Source organism: Lentzea rhizosphaerae (assembly GCF_042649515.1).
GTDB classification, from domain to species: domain Bacteria; phylum Actinomycetota; class Actinomycetes; order Mycobacteriales; family Pseudonocardiaceae; genus Lentzea; species Lentzea aerocolonigenes.
The window spans coordinates 115,890-132,798 of the sequence record NZ_JBHRZI010000014.1; the positions used below are offsets into that span (position 1 = coordinate 115,890).

At 68.0% G+C, this 16,909-nt stretch carries 16 protein-coding genes and 1 pseudogene; 7 read left to right on the top strand and 10 right to left on the bottom strand.

The window, feature by feature from the left end; all coding sequences use genetic code 11:
- Positions 1-493 precede the first annotated feature (493 nt).
- The 3 genes and pseudogenes from ACFOWZ_RS16530 to ACFOWZ_RS48025 all read left to right on the top strand — a co-directional run.
- Positions 494-658 (top strand): hypothetical protein, encoded by a 165-nt coding sequence (locus ACFOWZ_RS16530; RefSeq protein ID WP_382373326.1) that lies wholly within the window; start codon positions 494-496, stop codon positions 656-658.
- A gap of 34 nt (positions 659-692) precedes the next feature.
- Positions 693-1,121, top strand: coding sequence for a hypothetical protein (locus tag ACFOWZ_RS16535; protein WP_382373328.1), 429 nt, complete (start codon positions 693-695; stop codon positions 1,119-1,121).
- 579 nt (positions 1,122-1,700) lie between these two features.
- Positions 1,701-1,928, top strand: a pseudogene (locus ACFOWZ_RS48025) (carbohydrate ABC transporter substrate-binding protein); the annotation flags it as partial.
- A gap of 335 nt (positions 1,929-2,263) precedes the next feature.
- On the opposite strand, the gene ACFOWZ_RS16545 reads toward ACFOWZ_RS48025, so the two are convergent.
- The gene (locus ACFOWZ_RS16545) at positions 2,264-2,401 is read right to left on the bottom strand and encodes a hypothetical protein (RefSeq protein WP_382373332.1); all 138 of its coding nucleotides are present in this window, start codon (positions 2,399-2,401) and stop codon (positions 2,264-2,266) included.
- Positions 2,386-4,044, bottom strand: coding sequence for a glycoside hydrolase family 27 protein (locus ACFOWZ_RS16550; RefSeq protein WP_382373334.1), 1,659 nt, complete (start codon positions 4,042-4,044; stop codon positions 2,386-2,388). The genes ACFOWZ_RS16545 and ACFOWZ_RS16550 overlap by 16 nt, the downstream gene beginning before the upstream one ends.
- 719 nt (positions 4,045-4,763) lie before the next feature.
- On the opposite strand from ACFOWZ_RS16550, the gene ACFOWZ_RS16555 reads away from it, so the two are divergent.
- Both ACFOWZ_RS16555 and ACFOWZ_RS16560 read left to right on the top strand, forming a co-directional pair.
- A complete protein-coding gene (locus ACFOWZ_RS16555) occupies positions 4,764-5,495 on the top strand; it encodes a ZIP family metal transporter (RefSeq protein ID WP_382373336.1) in 732 nt (243 codons plus the stop codon).
- Between the two features lie 2 nt (positions 5,496-5,497).
- Complete coding sequence (locus ACFOWZ_RS16560) at positions 5,498-5,737, top strand: ATP-binding protein (protein WP_382373471.1); 240 nt, start codon at positions 5,498-5,500, stop codon at positions 5,735-5,737.
- Here ACFOWZ_RS16560 and ACFOWZ_RS16565 read toward each other — a convergent pair.
- The 3 genes from ACFOWZ_RS16565 to ACFOWZ_RS16575 form a co-directional block, all read right to left on the bottom strand.
- Complete coding sequence (locus ACFOWZ_RS16565) at positions 5,728-5,892, bottom strand: hypothetical protein (protein ID WP_382373338.1); 165 nt, start codon at positions 5,890-5,892, stop codon at positions 5,728-5,730. The two genes, ACFOWZ_RS16560 and ACFOWZ_RS16565, sit on opposite strands and share 10 nt — an antisense overlap.
- A gap of 161 nt (positions 5,893-6,053) precedes the next feature.
- Positions 6,054-6,842 (bottom strand): FHA domain-containing protein, encoded by a 789-nt coding sequence (locus ACFOWZ_RS16570; RefSeq protein WP_382373340.1) that lies wholly within the window; start codon positions 6,840-6,842, stop codon positions 6,054-6,056.
- Positions 6,843-6,915: 73 nt separating this feature from the next.
- Positions 6,916-8,679, bottom strand: coding sequence for a protein kinase domain-containing protein (locus ACFOWZ_RS16575; protein WP_382373342.1), 1,764 nt, complete (start codon positions 8,677-8,679; stop codon positions 6,916-6,918).
- A 134-nt stretch (positions 8,680-8,813) separates the two neighbouring features.
- Between ACFOWZ_RS16575 and ACFOWZ_RS16580 the strand changes: the two genes are divergently transcribed.
- Positions 8,814-10,145: a glycoside hydrolase family 16 protein gene (locus tag ACFOWZ_RS16580; protein WP_382373344.1), complete on the top strand. Its 1,332-nt coding sequence runs from the start codon at positions 8,814-8,816 to the stop codon at positions 10,143-10,145.
- Between the two features lie 150 nt (positions 10,146-10,295).
- A complete protein-coding gene (locus tag ACFOWZ_RS16585; RefSeq protein ID WP_382373346.1) occupies positions 10,296-10,706 on the top strand; it encodes an RNaseH domain-containing protein in 411 nt (136 codons plus the stop codon).
- A 257-nt stretch (positions 10,707-10,963) separates the two neighbouring features.
- Here the strand turns inward: ACFOWZ_RS16585 and ACFOWZ_RS16590 are convergent, their stop codons facing one another.
- The 5 genes from ACFOWZ_RS16590 to ACFOWZ_RS16610 form a co-directional block, all read right to left on the bottom strand.
- Positions 10,964-14,464 carry a DEAD/DEAH box helicase gene (locus ACFOWZ_RS16590; RefSeq protein WP_382373348.1) on the bottom strand — a complete coding sequence of 1,167 codons (3,501 nt, stop codon included), beginning with the start codon at positions 14,462-14,464 and terminating at the stop codon, positions 10,964-10,966.
- A gap of 534 nt (positions 14,465-14,998) precedes the next feature.
- On the bottom strand, positions 14,999-15,154 hold the full coding sequence (locus ACFOWZ_RS16595) for a hypothetical protein (RefSeq protein WP_382373350.1): 156 nt from the start codon (positions 15,152-15,154) through the stop codon (positions 14,999-15,001).
- 306 nt (positions 15,155-15,460) lie between these two features.
- The gene (locus ACFOWZ_RS16600; RefSeq protein ID WP_382373352.1) at positions 15,461-15,610 is read right to left on the bottom strand and encodes a hypothetical protein; all 150 of its coding nucleotides are present in this window, start codon (positions 15,608-15,610) and stop codon (positions 15,461-15,463) included.
- A 165-nt stretch (positions 15,611-15,775) separates the two neighbouring features.
- Positions 15,776-16,522 carry an IS630 family transposase gene (locus ACFOWZ_RS16605; protein ID WP_382373354.1) on the bottom strand — a complete coding sequence of 249 codons (747 nt, stop codon included), beginning with the start codon at positions 16,520-16,522 and terminating at the stop codon, positions 15,776-15,778.
- 55 nt (positions 16,523-16,577) lie between these two features.
- Positions 16,578-16,784: a helix-turn-helix domain-containing protein gene (locus tag ACFOWZ_RS16610; protein ID WP_382373356.1), complete on the bottom strand. Its 207-nt coding sequence runs from the start codon at positions 16,782-16,784 to the stop codon at positions 16,578-16,580.
- Positions 16,785-16,909: the final 125 nt, after the last annotated feature.

Consider the following 16,909-nt stretch of genomic DNA (forward strand, 5'->3'; position numbering starts at 1 on the left):
TCGTGTTCCTGGCGCTCTTCATCGTCGCGAGTGTGGCGACACGACTTGTACCCGCCGGGCGAGAATCCGGTCGCCGCAACCCGGTTGAGCAGTGCAATGCAGCTGATGAGTCGAGAACGAGTCGCAGCGGCCGACTCAGGTCGATGCGCCCAGGGCGTCCCCGCGAAAGCCGTTGCAGCAAGTGCGTGCCTCAGCCGGCACTCGCCGGGTACACGGCACACAACTGTCAGGTGAGCGCGCCGACCCACGTGGTGCGCGCCGGGCTGGTAGACCAGGGCCACGTCCACCGTCGGTGCGAACGACACCGCGTCCTTCTCGCGGACCACCGGCCCATCCACAGTGGACAGACTGGCCTCGGCACCGCGCCGCCAAGTCGTGACGGTGACGCGGCGGCACGAGCTGGAACCGGGCCAAGTCGCTTTCCGGCCTGACCCGTGAAGAGGTCGGTGAGCCCATCGGGAACACGCTGAACCACAACCTCATCCGCGAACTGATGGAGAGCACCACCCTCGTGCCACCGGACCTGCGCATCCTCGACCACGACGGCTGGGACCCCCACGGCGTCCGGGAGGGTTCCCGCACACCTCACGCCACAATCCTGATCGCGAAGAACGCCACAGCGCTGTCGAAACTGATCGACATTGATCACAACAGGTGATCAACATGGGAGAGGACCACAACCAATGTCATTTATGAATCGTGTTGCTGCCATCGTCGCGGGAGTTCTCGCGGTCGGGGCACTCGCGCTCACCGGCGCTCCGGGAACGGCCTCGGCGCAGCCACAGACCGAAGAGATCGGCGTGCTGGCAGGTTTCGACTGGAACGCTCAGTTCGCCTGCTGCCTGACCTCCAGGCAGTGGACCTCCAATGCATCAGGCACCACCACCATCAGGGTCACGCGCGCCTACCGGATCAACACCGGCGCCTGCGACGCGGTGAAGATCCGGCTCGAGAGGTGGAACGGCATCCTCTGGTCCAGCCAGGGCACCAAGACCGCCACCTGCCCACACCCGCGCAACGTCAGCTGGGGCACCGGGAGCGGCACGTACCGCTTCTACATCGAGCCCTCCTACTCGGGCGGCGCCTACGTCCGTGCAAACGGCACGGTCTCCTACCCGTAACGCAACTCGAACGCACATGAGCGGTAACGGATCCCACCCGTCGTGAATGGGAGTGACATGCGCAAAGTGACGGCAGTTCTCGGTCTCACCATCGCAATCTGGGGCGGCAGCCTCGTCGGGGCTTCCCCCGCCGGTGCCATCAGCGGCTGTTCCAGCTTCCTCATCGACACCGACACAGCGGGTGCGCGATGCACCAGCAGCGCGGGATGGGGCACTCAGGTCAGGGCCACCACGGAGTGCAGGCGGCCGGACAAGCTGAAGACCGTCAACGGCCCATGGGTCGGCGTCAACCAGACCTCAGTCGCCGACTGCGGTGGTGGCTGGGTCGCTCGCCCAGGGCCTCCCATCCTCCGGTAATCCCCCGGACACCTCGACAACGCGATCAGTGCGGCGGCTTTTTGAGCCGCCGCACTCGGTGGCCGAATGCAGTGCGCACAGCTGCCGTCGCAGCACGGCAATGCCGATCAGGATCCGGATCACCGCCCCGGTCGTGACGCCTTCGTCGGTGTGCAGGGACACCACCAGGCGGTGCGCGCCGGTGCGCGCGGAGAACCGCTGACAGGGCGACCCGACCTGAACCTGCCCGCGTGGAGCAACGAGTGGAACATCGGCTTCAAGCTCGGCAGGTTCGCCACCACGCCGTGTCCGTCGTAGATGTTCGGCGTCATCGAGAGCCACGCGGGGCGCAGAACGAGGGCAGTCACGGACGTGTTCCCCAACGGCGGCGGCAACTGGGGCGGCTCCTATCTGACCGCGCCGAAGCAGCAGATCAAGGCGTTCAACGCCAAGGGCACGTTCCCCAGCCAGGGCGCCGTCGTTGCGGGCGTACTGGGAGATTCCGGCGCCGTCGGCGGTGGCCAGGTCGTAGACGTCCATCGCCATGCCGCTGTGCCGCTTGACCAGCACGTAAGAGGCGTTCGTGTCCACTACCGCCGCAGTGGCGGTGGGAGGAAGGGCCGAGGTGGTCGCGCCGATGAAGGCGGCGGTCGCGACGAGAACGAGAGGCGCCCGCCGTCGAACGGGCGGCAGGGGTGTTCGCGGTCGAGGTCTCTCCTGCGGTGTTGCCGGGGACGCGCTCGGTGCGGATGTCGCGGCGGTGCGGGAGCGTGACGCCACCGCACCGCCGCGACCGGCCCGCCGGATCAGGGCGCCGTGCAGACCGAACCGTTGAGGGTGGACCGGGCGGGTGAGGCGTTGGTGTCGTTCCGGTCGGCGGTGAACCCGTCGGCGGTGAACCCGAAGCCCGCAGGGTCGCGCTCGAGGATCAGGTGCGGGTCCACCTCTGGTTGGTACCGCCGTGGCAGTCCCAGATGATGACCTTCGTCCCGTTGGCGGTGGCGCCGCCGTTGACGTCCAGGCACTTGCCCGACGCCACCGCCGTCACGCTGCCGTCGGAGTTGACGCGGAACTGCTGATTGCCCTGGCCGTTGCAGTCCCACAACGTCACGGCGGTGCCGTTGGCCGTGCCCTGGTTGTAGACGTCCAGGCACTTCGCGCCGTCGTAGGCGCGCAGCTCACCGGCCGCGGTCGTGGTGAAGCGCTGGTTGGTCTGGCTGTTGCAGTCCCAGATCTGGGTCAGGGCGCCGTTGGTCGGCGTGCTGCCGGGGATGTCCAGGCAACGGCCGGAGCTCTGGCTCACCAAGGAGAACGACGTGGGCCCGGGGCCCCCGCCGCCGCTGACGACGTACACCGCCGTGCCGTGCGCCGGGACGCTGGCCGAGATGGCGCCGGAGGTGGTGGTCGTGCCGTTGGTCCAGGCGTCGCGCAGCGTGAACGAGCTGCCCGACAGACCGATCGCGCTCGCAGTGGTCGAGACGGTGGTCGTACCGCCGCCCTGGTTGAACAGGGCGACCGCGACGTTGCCGTTGGCCAGCCGCTTGGCCAGGACGCGGCGGGTTCCGTCGTTGGAGATCTGCCGGGCTTGCAGGCCGAGGCTGTCCTGGTTGATCGCGATGAGGTTCGTGTTCTTCAGGATCGTGGACGTGGCGGCGTTCATGTTGCGCAGGTCGTTGCCTGCGATCAGAGGGGAGGCCATGATCGCCCACAGGGCGAAGTGGCTGCGCATCTCGGTGTCGGTCATGCCGCCGCGGCCGACCTCCATCATGTCGGGGTCGTTGAACCCCCCCGGCCTGGCGTAGGAGGCGAGCGGCACGGTGACGTTGACGATGTTCTGGATGCCCATCGGGTAGCCGTTGGTCTGCCCGGTGTCCCACTTGTTGGTGATGTCCTCGGTGGTGCGCCACATGTTCGCCACGTCGCCCCAGTCGCGACGCGGCCCGGTCTTGTCGTGGATGCTGTTGGAGTTGATGCTGTAGACGATCGGACGCCCGGTGGCCGCGAGGGCGTCGCGCATCTTGGCGAACGTGCGCACCTGGTCGTCGATCGTGCCGCTGGGCGAGCACCAGTCGTACTTGAGGAAGTCCACACCCCAGGCGGCGAACTGGCGGGCGTCCTGCGCCTCGTGGTTCAGGCTGCCGGTGGCGCCGGGGTAGGAGTCGAAGTACTGCGCGCACGTCTCGGCCAGCGGCGCCTGGTAGATGCCGAACTTGAGGCCCTTGCCGTGGATGTAGTCGCCGAGCGCCTTCATGCCGCTGGGGAACCGGCTCGGGTCGCCCTGGAGGTTGCCCGACGAGTCGCGGTTGGGGTTCATCCAGCAGTCGTCGACGACCACGTACTGGTAGCCCGCGTCGCGCATCCCGGAGCTGACCATCGCGTCGGCCATCTGACGGATCAACGCCTCGTTGATGTTGCAGCCGAACGTGTTCCACGAGTTCCACCCCATCGGCGGGGTGCGCGCCACACCGTTCTCCAACGCCTGCGCGGGCGACGCGTGCAGTACCGCCGTCACCGCGGACAGCAGCAGCATGCCTGCCGCCAACAGCGTCGCCGCCCTGCGGGGACGGGGAAGTCGTGTTGCTGTCACCTGGTTTCACTCCTCGGTGCGTACGACATTCCGGCTGCCATCCGTGCTGCCGCACGGTCGGGCGAAGCGTTGCCCGATGCTCCGGAATTCCGGGGTTGGACAGGTCCACCGGCGGGCTGTGACGGGGCGGCTTCCGTCAGTGGCGCCCGACTTCGACGGAGACAGTGTCGCATCCGTTGTTCACGCTCACAAGCCGGTTCCAGGCAAAGAGGGTATTCGTCAGTCGAGGCGAGGTCTCCATTCGAGATGGAATGTTCGCTTATGGCCGTGAACCCACAACTACCTGCACCTATGAGATCCTGGGGCCAGGTGGTTCGACGACAATTCGACGATAATTCGACGGCATATGGCGTAGGTTAGCGCTAACAATGACCTGGCTCGCGAGTCACGGCCCGCGATCCAGTACGGCACTCGCGGCGACCTGCCGTCGATGACGACGTTGGGAACTGCCATGCGAACACTTCTCCCGGCGCGAATCTGCGCCGCACCCGTGCCGTGCACGCTCGGCCCTGTCCACGCGATCATCGCGTAGCCGATTCCCGAACCGCGCGTACGACGACAGGACCTCCTCCATCACCCCTCGCACCCCCGGCCATCGCACGGTGCCCGGAACGCCGCCGCGCCCGCCGCCGCACGACGCTCCCGCTTGTTTTTCCGTCAGGTTGGCCGGTGGATCAGCTGGGATGCGGGCGGGCGGAGCAGCCACCAGAATGATCGGCATGCTGACCGCCGTGCTGTTCGGCCTGGCAGCCTCGATCGCATTGGTGATCGGCGCCATCGCCGGCTCACTGTGGCGCCCGCCCCGCCGGGTCACCGGAGTCCTGCTGGCCTTCGCCAGCGGTGCCTTGATTTCTGCTCTCGCCTTCGAGCTGTTCGAGGAGGCATTTCACCTTGGTGGCGCACTGCGGTCCGGACTCGGCCTGTTGGCCGGCGCAGCCGCTTTCGTCCTCGCGGACTCCGTCCTCGACCGCTATCTGACCGGCGATCCTGGGGCCGAACAGCGGAAGGTGGCCGGGACCGGCGCGCGGGGTGGGATCGGCTTCGCGCTGCTGGCCGCGGTCACCCTGGACGGTGTGCCGGAGAACCTCGCGCTCGGGGTCTCCCTGGCCGGAGGAGTGTCGCTGACACTGCTGATAGCGATCTTCTTCTCGAACCTCCCGGAGTCGCTCGTCGGCGCCGTCGCCATGCGCGAGGCCGGGCAGAGCAAGGCAACCGTCATCACGACTTGGGCGGTGTGTGCGCTGTTGCTGACCGCCGCGGTCGTTCTCGGCAGGCTGGTCGCGGGTGGGCTGAGTGATCCCGTGCTGGCCGTGGCGCTGTCCTTCGCCGGCGGGGCCGTGCTCGCGTCGCTGGCCGACACCCTCATGCCCGAGGCCTTCGAGCACGGCAGGCCACTCAACGCGTTCGCCACGGCGGCAGGTTTCTTCCTGTCTTTCGTCCTCGCTGCCTGACGCTGAGAAAGCACGGGGGAACCTGCAGGCCGAGACTCTGGCAGGAGGCCGGGCACCTCGTCTGCGAAGTCCGCGACACCGGACACCTCGCCGATCCGCTGGCAGGTCGCCGCCCGCCGAACCCGGAACAGCTGGGCGGACGCGGCCTGCTGATCGTCAACGAGCTGGCCGACCTCGTCCGCGTGCACACCACTTCGCAGGGCACAACGTTGCGAGTGATGCTCCGCCTCGATCACGCCTGACGGACCTCGAGCACCCGGTCGTCCTCCCGCAGGAAACCGCTGTCCTCCAGCCAGATCCTCCTGCCGTCCCGCACGACCGCGAACACAGTCGGCTGACACAGCACGGACGACTTCCCCACTTCGTCCTCGCGGACACCCCGCTCACCGACTGTCAACGGAACATCCTCACCAGTCTCGGGCGGCCGCTGCGCCGCCTTGTTCATGGCGTTCCAATCCGATTGGGTTGGCGCGAGCGCCTGGCTCCGGCTCGTTCCGCTTCGAGCCGGGGAGACCGTGGCACGAGGTGTGCGGGAACCCTCCTGGCGCCGTGGAGGTCTCAGCCGTCGTGGTCGAGGATGCGCAGGTCCGGTGGCACGAGGGTGGTGCTCTCCATCAGTTCGCGGATGAGGTTGTGGTTCAGCGTGTTCCCGATGGGCTCACCGACCTCTTCACGGGTGAGGCCGGGAACACCGTTGCCGCTCAACCGGTTCCGCACTTCGGTGACGACGCGCTCGACCTTCTTGTGGTTCCAGTTGTCGTCGGGCCGGATCTCGTTGAGGTGTTGCGCGACCTGACGCCATGACAGTGGAATCGGGTGTTGCTCGTGCAGGAGGTACCGCTGGGCGAGCACGACGATCACGCGTTTCTCCACGGCGGTGAGGTGCCAGGTGCGCGGAGGCCGGGTCGGCGCGTGGTGGTCGGCCGGTGGCCGGTCGCGATCCTCGGGTTGCACGTGCACTTCGAGCAGATGCAGTCGTTCGTGGGAACCGCGGACGAACAGCGGGGTGTACCCCGTCTGCAACGGGATCGGCTCGTCCTGCCGGAACAGCAGGCGAGATTCGGGCAGCCGCAACGGAAGGCGACCCAGTGTGCTGATCCACCACTTGCCGCCGCTGCAGGTGAGCGCCCCGTGCTCCCTGCTGATGCGCAGGTCGTCCTCGCCCACGCAGACGTGCACGTCCGGCCTGCTCCGTCCGAAGAGGACGGTCCTGCCCTCCTTGGGGCCGAAGGCGAGGCCGCCGGTCATCGCCAGCACGTGCAACATGCCGGGCACGACGCTGGCAGAGACACCGAGGGCGAGGCTGTGGTGGTTCGCCGGGAGCTCGTTCGGCCGTTCTTCTGGCATGGTCGCCTCCCGGCACCTTCGTGTGAGCAGCGCGCCCGTCAGTCTGTCCGGAACCTGCGGGAGGGTTCCCACGTCATCGTGGCGGGAAGAAGGAGACGGCCAACTCGGTCGCGAGCCCGCACCGCTCGTCCGGCGACAGGCTCTTTCCGCGGACGGTCGCTTCCAACACCTCGTCCTTGGCATCGCCGTACGCGTCCCGGTAGGGGAAGTTGCGCACTTGGACCTCGCACAGGTCCTTGCCAGGTACGTCTTCGATCACCGAATACCGGTCGGCGATCGTCGACTTTCTCCCACCGGCCTTGTCCAACGTCGCCCCGCGGTCGAAGCGCAGCCGGTAGACGATGTCGTCGGCGGGACTGGTCCAGGTGCACGCCCAGTGGCCGAAGCCGTACTCCGGCTTCGCACGCTCGATCCCGGACCGCTCGCGGAACGACGACGAGCCCTCGGCCATGCAGGCGTCCCTCCAGAAGAACGAGTCCTGCCGCAACGCCGGATCGCCTGGTTGGCGTGCTGGAATCGATCCTTTGGTGATCACCGCGTGGGCGCTCTGGACGGCAGAGTCGGCCATGGCGCACGCGTCAGCGTTGATCGCGTTGGCGTTGATCACCTCGATCTGGATCTCGTACTGGTCGGGTAGCAGCAACCGGCGCCTGCAGGACCCCGCACCCGCCGGTTCGGTCACGAGCTTGTACCGGCCCTTGTCCTGTGCCTGCACGGGTGTCTGCTCGGCCGGTGTGCTGTGGATCAACGCCTCGACGTTCGCTTCCTTCCCGCGCCTCTTGACGATGACGTTGCACTGGTTGAACCCGGACTGGTCCGGGACGAGGTTGACATGCTCACCGTATGGCTGCAGAGCCGCATCACTGATCAGCGAGCACGGGTCGGCGGTGCGCGGGTCGCCACCGAGCACCGGCCCCGTCGGCCCAGAGCCGGAGAACACGATCCAGCTCACCACCGCCGCGACCGCGACCAGCGCCCCGGCGGTCACGAGAAGTCCGCGGCGCCGGACGGAGCTCGGGCGGGGTGCGCGCCGCGTCGCCTTCACACCGGCGACGTCCGCGAGGATCTGGTGTGCCTCGGCTGCGGTGGGCCGCTGGGCGGGGTCGACCCGCAGCATCCGCTCCAGCACCGGTGCGAGCGGGCCGCTCCTGCGCGGCGAGGCGATGATGCCGTTGGCCGCTCGTCGAAGGCGCAGCTGCACGTCGTCGCTCGTCGCGCCGACCGGTGACGCGCCCTCCACCACGGCGAACAGCGTCGAGGCCAGCGAGAACACGTCGGACGCCGCGGTCGGCGCGGCACCGTTGGCCACCTCCGGTGCCACGTACCCCGGTGACCCGGTGAGCAGACCAGGGCGGGTCACGGTCTGCTCACCCGTGATGCCGCGAGAGATGCCGAAGTCGGCGAGCTTCACCTCGTCGTCGGAGATCATGAGGACGTTGCCGGGCTTGATGTCGCGGTGCAGGATTCCCTTCGCGTGCACCGCCGCGAGCGCATCGGCGAGCTGCGCCCCCAGCTTCGCCGCCTGCCGAGGTGCGACGACGTCCAGCTCGGCCAAGCTCCGCGCCGGCACGTACTCCATGACCAGCCAGCACTCACCGTTGTCGTCGAGCACGTCGTGGATCGTCACGACGTGCCGGTGGTTCAGCTGGGCGAGCAGCTTCGCCTCGCGCTCCAACTGCCGCAACCGCTGCGGATCCCCGTCCTCGGACAGGGCTCGCTTCAGCGCGACCTGTCTGCCGAGGCGTTCGTCGGTGGCCCGCCACACGACTCCGCCACCCCCGGAGCCGACCTGTTCTTCCAGCCGGTACCTGTTGGCGACGACTTGCTCCGTCTGCACGACTCGCTCTCCCCGCGTGGGCCCTCGTCGCATCGTATCCAGTCAAACAAGCGGCTCTCCACGCTTGCGCCGGGAACCCTCCCGGCTCCTTCGCCGCACGCTGCGTGCCGATCGTTTCCGGAGAGGAGAACGTGATGAGACATGCCCACAAGCATGTTGTGATCGGCGCGATGATCTCCGCGACCGCGCTCGTCCTGGCGGGCTTGGCGATGGCGCAACCTCCAACCGGCGCCGGTACGAACGTCTCGACGTGCAACAACCCGGTGCTGAACAAGACACTCGCCGAGTGGGGCTCGCTGCGCGGTGCGAGTGCGGTCCGTGAGGCCGTCGTCGACCACCGGTCGGCGAGGTTTGCCTACGCGCAGAAGAACAACTCCGTGCAGAACCCGTCGTTCTACCTGCCGCAGCAGCACGTCACAAGCGGTGAAGTGTGGACCTTCGCTTACGACGTCGCTGCCGAGCAGAGCGGACGTGCCCGCGTCGAGGTCGACTGGTACTCCACGCCCGAGGGCGACAACAGCGGATACCTCGGAAACGTTCCTGGCGCGTGGGTGTCGTTCGCCGCCGGTGGGTGGACCCGCGTCGCGAGCGAGTTCACCGTTCCGTCTGGAGCGGTGCGGGCGAACGTGCTCACCGACCACGAGTACGCCGCCGCCGGAGCGAGCTTCAGGGCGACCGCGTGCGACTACCACGTGGGCTCCGGCTCCTCCACCACGACCACCACCACCACCACGACCCCGCCCACCGACCAGACACAGGCCGCCGTCCGGTACGGCTGGGGTGCGCCGCTGCCGAGCTCAGACGAGTTCGGCAACACCGGTGCCGTCGACCCGGCGAAGTGGTCGGTGCCCAGCGGCACCGAAGGCGGGACGGCGGGTTGCTGGCCGGGGCACAACGGCAACGGCCGGCGCTGCGCGAAGAACACCGCGGTGGCAGGGGGGATCATGAGGATGACCGGTGAAGCCAACGGCGACACCGGCTGGCTCAAGCATCGCCTCGACCGGCAGTACGGCCGCTGGGAGATCCGCTCGCGTTCGCAGAACACCGGCGGCTCAGGCGGCCGGTACCACCCGCTGCACCTGATCTGGCCGACCTCCGAACGGTGGCCCCAGGACGGCGAGTACGACTGGGTCGAGTACACCGATCCCGACGCCCAGTGCCTCTCGGCATTCCTGCACTACCCGCACCCCTCGAACGTGGGCGTCCAGCAGGAGTACCGCGAACGCTGTCCGGTGGACATGCGCCAGTGGCACAACTTCGCCTTCGAGTGGACGGCTTCCGCGTTGGTCGGCTACGTCGACGGCGTCGAGTGGTTCCGCGTCTCCGGCGGTGGCGGCCCGAACGGGCGGCAGAACATCCAGACCATGCCGTCGGGACATCTCAACATCCAGCTCGACAACTTCACCGGCGCTGGCGGACTGCGCCCGGCGGTGTTCGAGGTCGACTGGGTCCGCGTCTACTCCTGATCCACTGACGGGCCTGCAGAGGAAACGCGGACCAGAAGAGGCTGAACGCTCAGCAATGGGGCACCGCGACCTACTGCGGTGCACCCAGTACGACGGCGGTGTGGTTCCCCGGCCCCAACCGTGGCACCACACCGGCGGTCGCCAGGCGTCGTGAAGGACCCGCAACGCGTCGGTGGCCCGTCCCGTGTAGTACGGCGCCACCATCAGCAGCCCGTGCAGCCGCTCGCAATACGGCCGCATCATCGGCGGCAGGCCCCGTGCCGGAGTGACGTCGCGCCCAGTAGCCCAGGATGGCGACGCATGCCCGAAGTACTCGTCGCGCTGCGAGGAGACAAAGACGATCCGATCGCGTGGGCGGCGTTCGCCCACCAGCAGCGCTACACCGCGGCTCACTTCGCGGACCCGTTGCTCTTGCCCGGCGTGATACATCTCGCGAAGAAGGCCGACGACTACCTCCCGCCTACCTACGAGCGTGAGCCGCGACCATGCCGCAGACCGGCGATGGATCCCTTACGCGCCGTTGAGAAGAACCAGCGACAGCGACCCGTGCTCAGGAGCTGATCGCGACGGTGTGCCCGTTCCCAGGACGGCTGTCGGTCGCGCTGCGGCGCGCAAGCTGGGCCCCGAAGAGTGCGGATGCATCGAAGTTGCGAACGCTTGGGCCTGCCAGGCTTCCGAAGCCGGTCACCGCTATCTATCCGCCTCTCAACCGCCTGAACTCGTTTGACTCAGACCTCCGCACGCTGGACGACCATGGTTTCATCGTCGCGTTCGGCGGCTCGTGAGTGCTCTGCCGCGGACGGCGCAGCTGAACTTGCTCACCGTTGCGGGGCTATCCGGCCGAGACCGCGCCGAGTTGGCGCTTTGCGGTTGTCATCGCTCTCAGCGGCGGATGTGATCTGGCTGTATTCGGCGAGCCATCCGGTGGCGCGGTGGTCGCCACGGCGGGTGAACACCGCCGCACCAGAGGCGGCGCCGGTGTCTGGGTCGCCATCATCGATGACCGGGTAGTCGATCTCGGTGGTGTTCCTGGTGATCGCCACCGGGGTGTGTGTTCGGCCTGTCCACGCGACTGCGGCCGCACCCGCGATGCCGCTGATGGTCGCGCCTTGGCTGTGCGGGCTCAACACCGCCGAACTGGTTCGCTCGCGCAGCAGCGCGGTGTACGCGGCCTGGTCGAGCTCGCAGTTCGCCGGCGGTCGACCAGGTGCCCAGTCCGGGGCCCGCACACCGCGGCTCAGTGCCGAGCGCCACATGCCGGGCACCAGTTCCTTCGCCTGTGCCCGAGTGGCCATCTGTTCGCACATCCAGAGCAGGCGCCCGGCTCCTCTGCCGGGGGTGCACGCGCGCCACCGCACCCGGCGGTCCAGGTCGGCGGACACGATCGCGACCCACGGGTGCACGGTGCCGAGGTACCCCTGTGCCGCCAACCAGGCGAGATAACGCGGGCTCTGTTCCAGCACGGGATACAGCGTGCCCATCGGGATGCCCGCGACGGCGCGCCGGTCACGACCGTTGCCCGCGAACAGGTGGGGTGAACGAGCGACGAGGAGCAGCGTCGCCCAGGCCAGGTCGCCGCGCTGGACGCTCGCGGAGGAACCCAGACCCTGGACGGCGGTGGTGTCGGTGAGCCGCGAGCTCCGGCCACGCGCCCGGATCGCGGTGGCCACGGCCGGCCGGTTGGCCTCGGCGACCGGTGCATCGAGCAGTTCGGGAACGGTAACGCTGAGGACGCACGTCAGGGCTTCCTCGGCCATGTCGGCGTCGTCGGGCAGCGGCAGCATCCCGAACACCTGCCGCAGGCGTGCGCCGGTGTAGGTGGACACCATGAGCTGAGCGGTCAGCCGCCCGAGCTCGGTCACCCTCAGCATCGAGTCGCCGTCACGCTCGTACTGGGTGAGATAGTCCTTCTCCACGAGGAACCGCAGGGCGTCCCGCACCGGTTCCACGTCCTCGTCCCCTTGCGCGAAGGCGAGAGTCTGCCGCCACCACGCCTCGGCTTCGACCACCGTCGTGATGCGGCCCTGCAGCACCTCGGCGAGTACGTGGTCGGCCAGGCTGTCGTAGATCTGCGAGTAGACGGAGTAGCCCTCCATCAGTCGCCGCTGCCAGCCGGCGCGTTCGGTCTCGTCGGTGATCAGATAGGCCCAGCCCTCGGTCTCCCCCGCGCCCACTCGTCCGGCTCGGCCGAACATCTGCATCACCGTCGCGGTGTCCATCGGCTCGGTGCCGATCTTCGTGTCCCGTACGACGACCGCGCGGGCGGGCAGGTTCACTCCGGCGGCCACGGTGGTCGTGGCGACCAGCACATCCGCCGTCCTGGTGCGGAAAGCCTGCTCCGCCGCGCGCTTGCCGTCCCAGTCCGCGTAGTGCAGCCGCACGCCGACCTCGGCGCAGACGGTCTCGAGTTTGTCGAAGTCGGTCGGCCCCACCAGGTGCACCGGTGCGCCGCGTTCGGCGGCGATCGTCAGAGCGGTCGACCGCACCTTGGGCTTGGATCCGCAGAACACCAGCACACTGCCTTTTTCCGCGGTGTGGCGGTGCACGAGGTCGGCGACGACGTGCTCGCGCATGCGGGATGCCTCGGCGTGGCGGGAGCTGGCCGGCAGCATCGGCAGCTGCCACGTCAGGCGTGACGGCCGCCAGGTCGTGGTGACCAGTTCGCCTTCCAGCCACTGCGCGACTTCCGCTGCGTTGGACACTGTGGCGGACAACCCGACGATCCGCACTGGTGAGTCGGCCCCGCGCACCCGTGCGAGCAACGCCTCCAGCAGGGCACCTCGACCTGGGCTGCCGAGGAGGTGGATCTCGTCCACGACCATGCAGCCGACCTCGGCCAGCGCTGTCTGCAGGGACGACGCCCTGCAGATCGCCTCGAACTTCTCCGTGGTCGCGACCCAGAGGTCCGCCGCCCGGACCCGTTCCACGTCCACGGCGTACTCTCCGGACAGCCGTTCGACGCGCAGGCCCTGACCGCGCCAGATTTCGAGTTCACGATCCAGCTCGTCAGTCAGTGTCCGCTGCGGCACCAGCCACGCGGCCTTGCGCCCTTCCTCGAGGATGCTGCGCAGTGCCGCGAGCATCCCGATCACGGTCTTGCCGGCACCGGTGGGCGCCGTGACCACCACGTGCTCCTCACCGTCCACAATCGAGGGACACGCCTGGGCCTGCGCCGGATTCAACGTCGGGTACGGCAGAAACCTCAACCAGTCCCGCGGCACGAGTTGCTCGGCCGGGACCGGCTGAGGCACCGCGGCCGGATCGATCGGCTCGTGCAACTCCCACAGCAACGCGAATGCGTCCCGCGCTGCTCGCGCATCCGCCTCGGTGAGCGGTTTCGCCTGCTCCGCGACGAGGCCCGCCATCCCGGACAACGAGGGCGTCACGCGCAACCCGGACAACTGGCCGGTGTCCAGGTCGACAGAGGTGATCCGCTCCTCTTCCACCCAATGCGGCACCGCCCGGAAGGCGGCACCAGCGGCGCGCAACCGGCCGCGCAGGCCGTCGAACTCAGCGGCATCCGGAAGCACGACGCGTGTGTCGGTGCCTTCGGGCAACGGCGGTAGGACCAGCTGCGGGTCAACCGTCTTGCACCAGTACAGCAATCGATGTTCGACCGCGGCGTCGGCCGGAGCGGGCGGCAGCACTGCTTGAGCGCTGTCCCTTCCCGCCGTGCTGTCAGCATCGGCGAGGATCCGGCGAATCTTCGCCGCAGTGACCGTGGTCGACGTTCGCCGCGCCGGCGGCGAGGCCGGCACGGCGGTGGCGGCCGGCTGAGACGGATCAGCTTCCAGCCGCGGTGCGACCGGGCCCGTAGCTGCAACCTCGCTGGTATCCACCGCCGGCGGCGCCGTGTTCCGAACGCCGGCAACTCGTCGGCGAGGGCGGTCTCCTGCAGGCGCGGTCTCGGCTTGAGGTACCGGTGTGGGTACCGCAGGTGCTGATCTGGTTCGTTGCTCCGCGGCCAGCCGGGTCAGGCGTTCGTCGTCCGCGAGACGCCGGGCGACCGCCTCCGGCCGCAACTCGCCGAGGACGGCCCGTTGCGACAGCGCGAGGTCGCTGAGTTTGAACGAGGCCGGGCACCGCGGACACACCACGGCCGCTTGAAGACGAGGCTTGCCGATGTGGCCCGCAACCCGGTAGAGCCCGTGCAGCTGCCCTGCGCACGTCGGACAGCGGCGGTCGACGGGGTGAGGTGACAGCTGCCAGCCCGGCTCGGCGTAGCGCGGGATCGCGGGCGCGGGCTCGACGCCCCACAGGCGGCGGGCGACACCGGCGACGGTCGTGTCGGCTGCGGCGCGATCATCGGGGTCAGTCATGCACCAATACCTGTACCGAGTCGAAAAACGTGACGATACAGCGACCACCTGTCCAACAGCGGGGAACCTGAGCGTTCGGGCCGGTTCTGCTCTGACTCGCTCGATGCAATCGGGTCTCCACGTCCGTGAGTTGGATCGTGCTATCACCCTCTTGCAACCGGTGACTTCGCCCGTGAGCACTGCAACCGAGAGCTGATACCCAGTTTGTACTCACCGACGATTCGCCACCCGTCGTGCGTCCGGCGCCCAGACCACGCGTCTACATGCCCACCACCGACACCGGAGAGGAGTGATCGTCTTCCGAAGCCGCATCGGCCAACTGTTCACGAGCGCCCACCGCGCCATCTCGCGCCGCGCCGCCAGCCCCCTCACGAGGCCGCAGCTCAGGCACCTGACCGCCAATTACCCAGCCATGATTTTGCGGCTAGGTAATTGGTACGGTTAGTAGGGCTAGCGGGGACAGACAGACGTCTGTCTGCCTGTCCTGCCGGACCGGGTGACGCGCCCAGCACATGGGCACGCCACCCGGCCTAGTTACCTGAACAGGTCGCTGATCTCCCCGATCAACGTGACGACCTGCACCAGGAGGCCGAGGAAGACGGCGGCCCGTTCGGAGTTGCACCTCCGGCTGGGTCGCCGTTCCTCATCACGCTCCGGATCATCGTCCTTCGCGTGTTCCTTGTCGGTCACTCAACACCTCCGCCGACTCACCTGAGCGGGTGGGCGTCGGCCTTCGCCACCCGATCGGTGTGGCGAAGGTCAGGAACTGCCGAGTGATCTACGCATAGAGATTATCGCGCCCCGCTTCCTACAGTTATTGGCTACAAAACCTCCGCCGTGGACGACTCCTCAGTCATGCACACCATCACTTGCCCGACGCCCGCAGTTGGTGTTTCGCGAGCCCGTACTCAGCCCGAGCCGCGTCCACGGAATGAGCAGGTAACTGCTGGTCGCAGCGTTATGGAACGTCCGATCAGAACAGAAGTTGCCGCCGCCCTAGCTGCGCATCTGACCCATGTCTTGGCCCTCGCGGTCCGGCTGACATGGCGGCCGCCAGCCACCACGCAGGTGGCAGACGAACAGGTTGTCGACGCGGAAGCTGTACTCGGTGAGGTTGGAGTCGTCGACTTCGCGATTTTCCCGCACCTGAACGCCTTCCCCACGAACATCCCGGCCGGCGCGGAGCGGTCCTTCTCACGATCAGTCATGCGCAAGAGCAAGCTGCTGCGGGTTCGTACTCGTTGATCAAGCCGCCGAGTACTCGCCACGACAACAGTTGCGAGAACAGGTTGGTGCCGGGCTAGTGGCGCGTCAAGCAGCCTTGACCGGGTAATGGGTCCAGGTGCGGATGGGTGAGTCGGTGGCGAAGCCGGTCTTGGGCTTGGCGCGAGCGTTGCGCCAGCGGATGTAGGCGGCGATCGCGGTGTTCTGTTCGGTGTGGCTGCGGTGGTCGGTGCCGTTGAGGGCGAAGTAGCGCAGTGCGGCGAACTCGGCCTCGATCCAGTTCAGCCGGGACCCGTAGGTCGGCAGGAACACCAGCTCGACCTGGTTGCCGGCGGCCCATGTGCGGACGTCGGGGTGGCGGTGCGGGGAGAAGTTGTCCATGACCAGATACAACTTCTCGCCCGGCCAGCGGGCGCGCAGGGCTTCGAGCAGGCCGAGGAACTCGCTGTGGCGTTTGCGCGACCGGATCCGGTAGAGGATCTTGCCGGTGGCCAGGTCGAGGGCGGCGAGCATGTGCATGACGCCGTCGTAGCGGTTGCAGGTCGCCCGTAATCGGCGCGGTCTGGTCTGTGGCCGCCAGGCTTTTCCTTTGCGGGGCATGAGGTTCAGTGGGCCGAACTCGTCCACGCAGATCACCCGCCCGTCCTCGGGTGGATGGTCGTAGAGCTCCAGGATCCGGTGCATCTTGGCCAGGAAGTCCGGGTCGGTCGAGGCCTTCCAGGTGGTCGTGGTCTGCCACGAGACACCGCCGGCACGCAGGATCCGGCGCAGGATTTCCCGGCTGATCGCCGCGACGGTGCCGCGGTCGAGCAGATGCTCACGCAGTTTGGACAAAGACCAGGTGGCGAACGCGGTGATGCCCCAGTCGTCGGGGGGGGCGTCCTGGCGATCAGGCAGATCCGCTCACGGATCTGCTCACCGATCGTCTTCGGGCGTCCCCGCTCCACTTTGGGTCCAGCGCGTCGAACCCCCGCTCGTTGAACGCGTGGATCACGTCCCGCACATAGCTGTCGCTGACCTGCATCATCGACGTGATGTCCCGGACCGTCTGACCCTGGCCGGACATCAGCACCACGATCGCCCGACGCAGCTTCACCGGGTTACGCGGTCCTGCTGATCCGCGCCAGCTTCCGACCGTCCCCATCGACAACGGCCAGACGATCAATTACCGGGTCGACGTTGCGTGATGCGCCACTAGTGCCTGTATCGAAGTCCGCACCA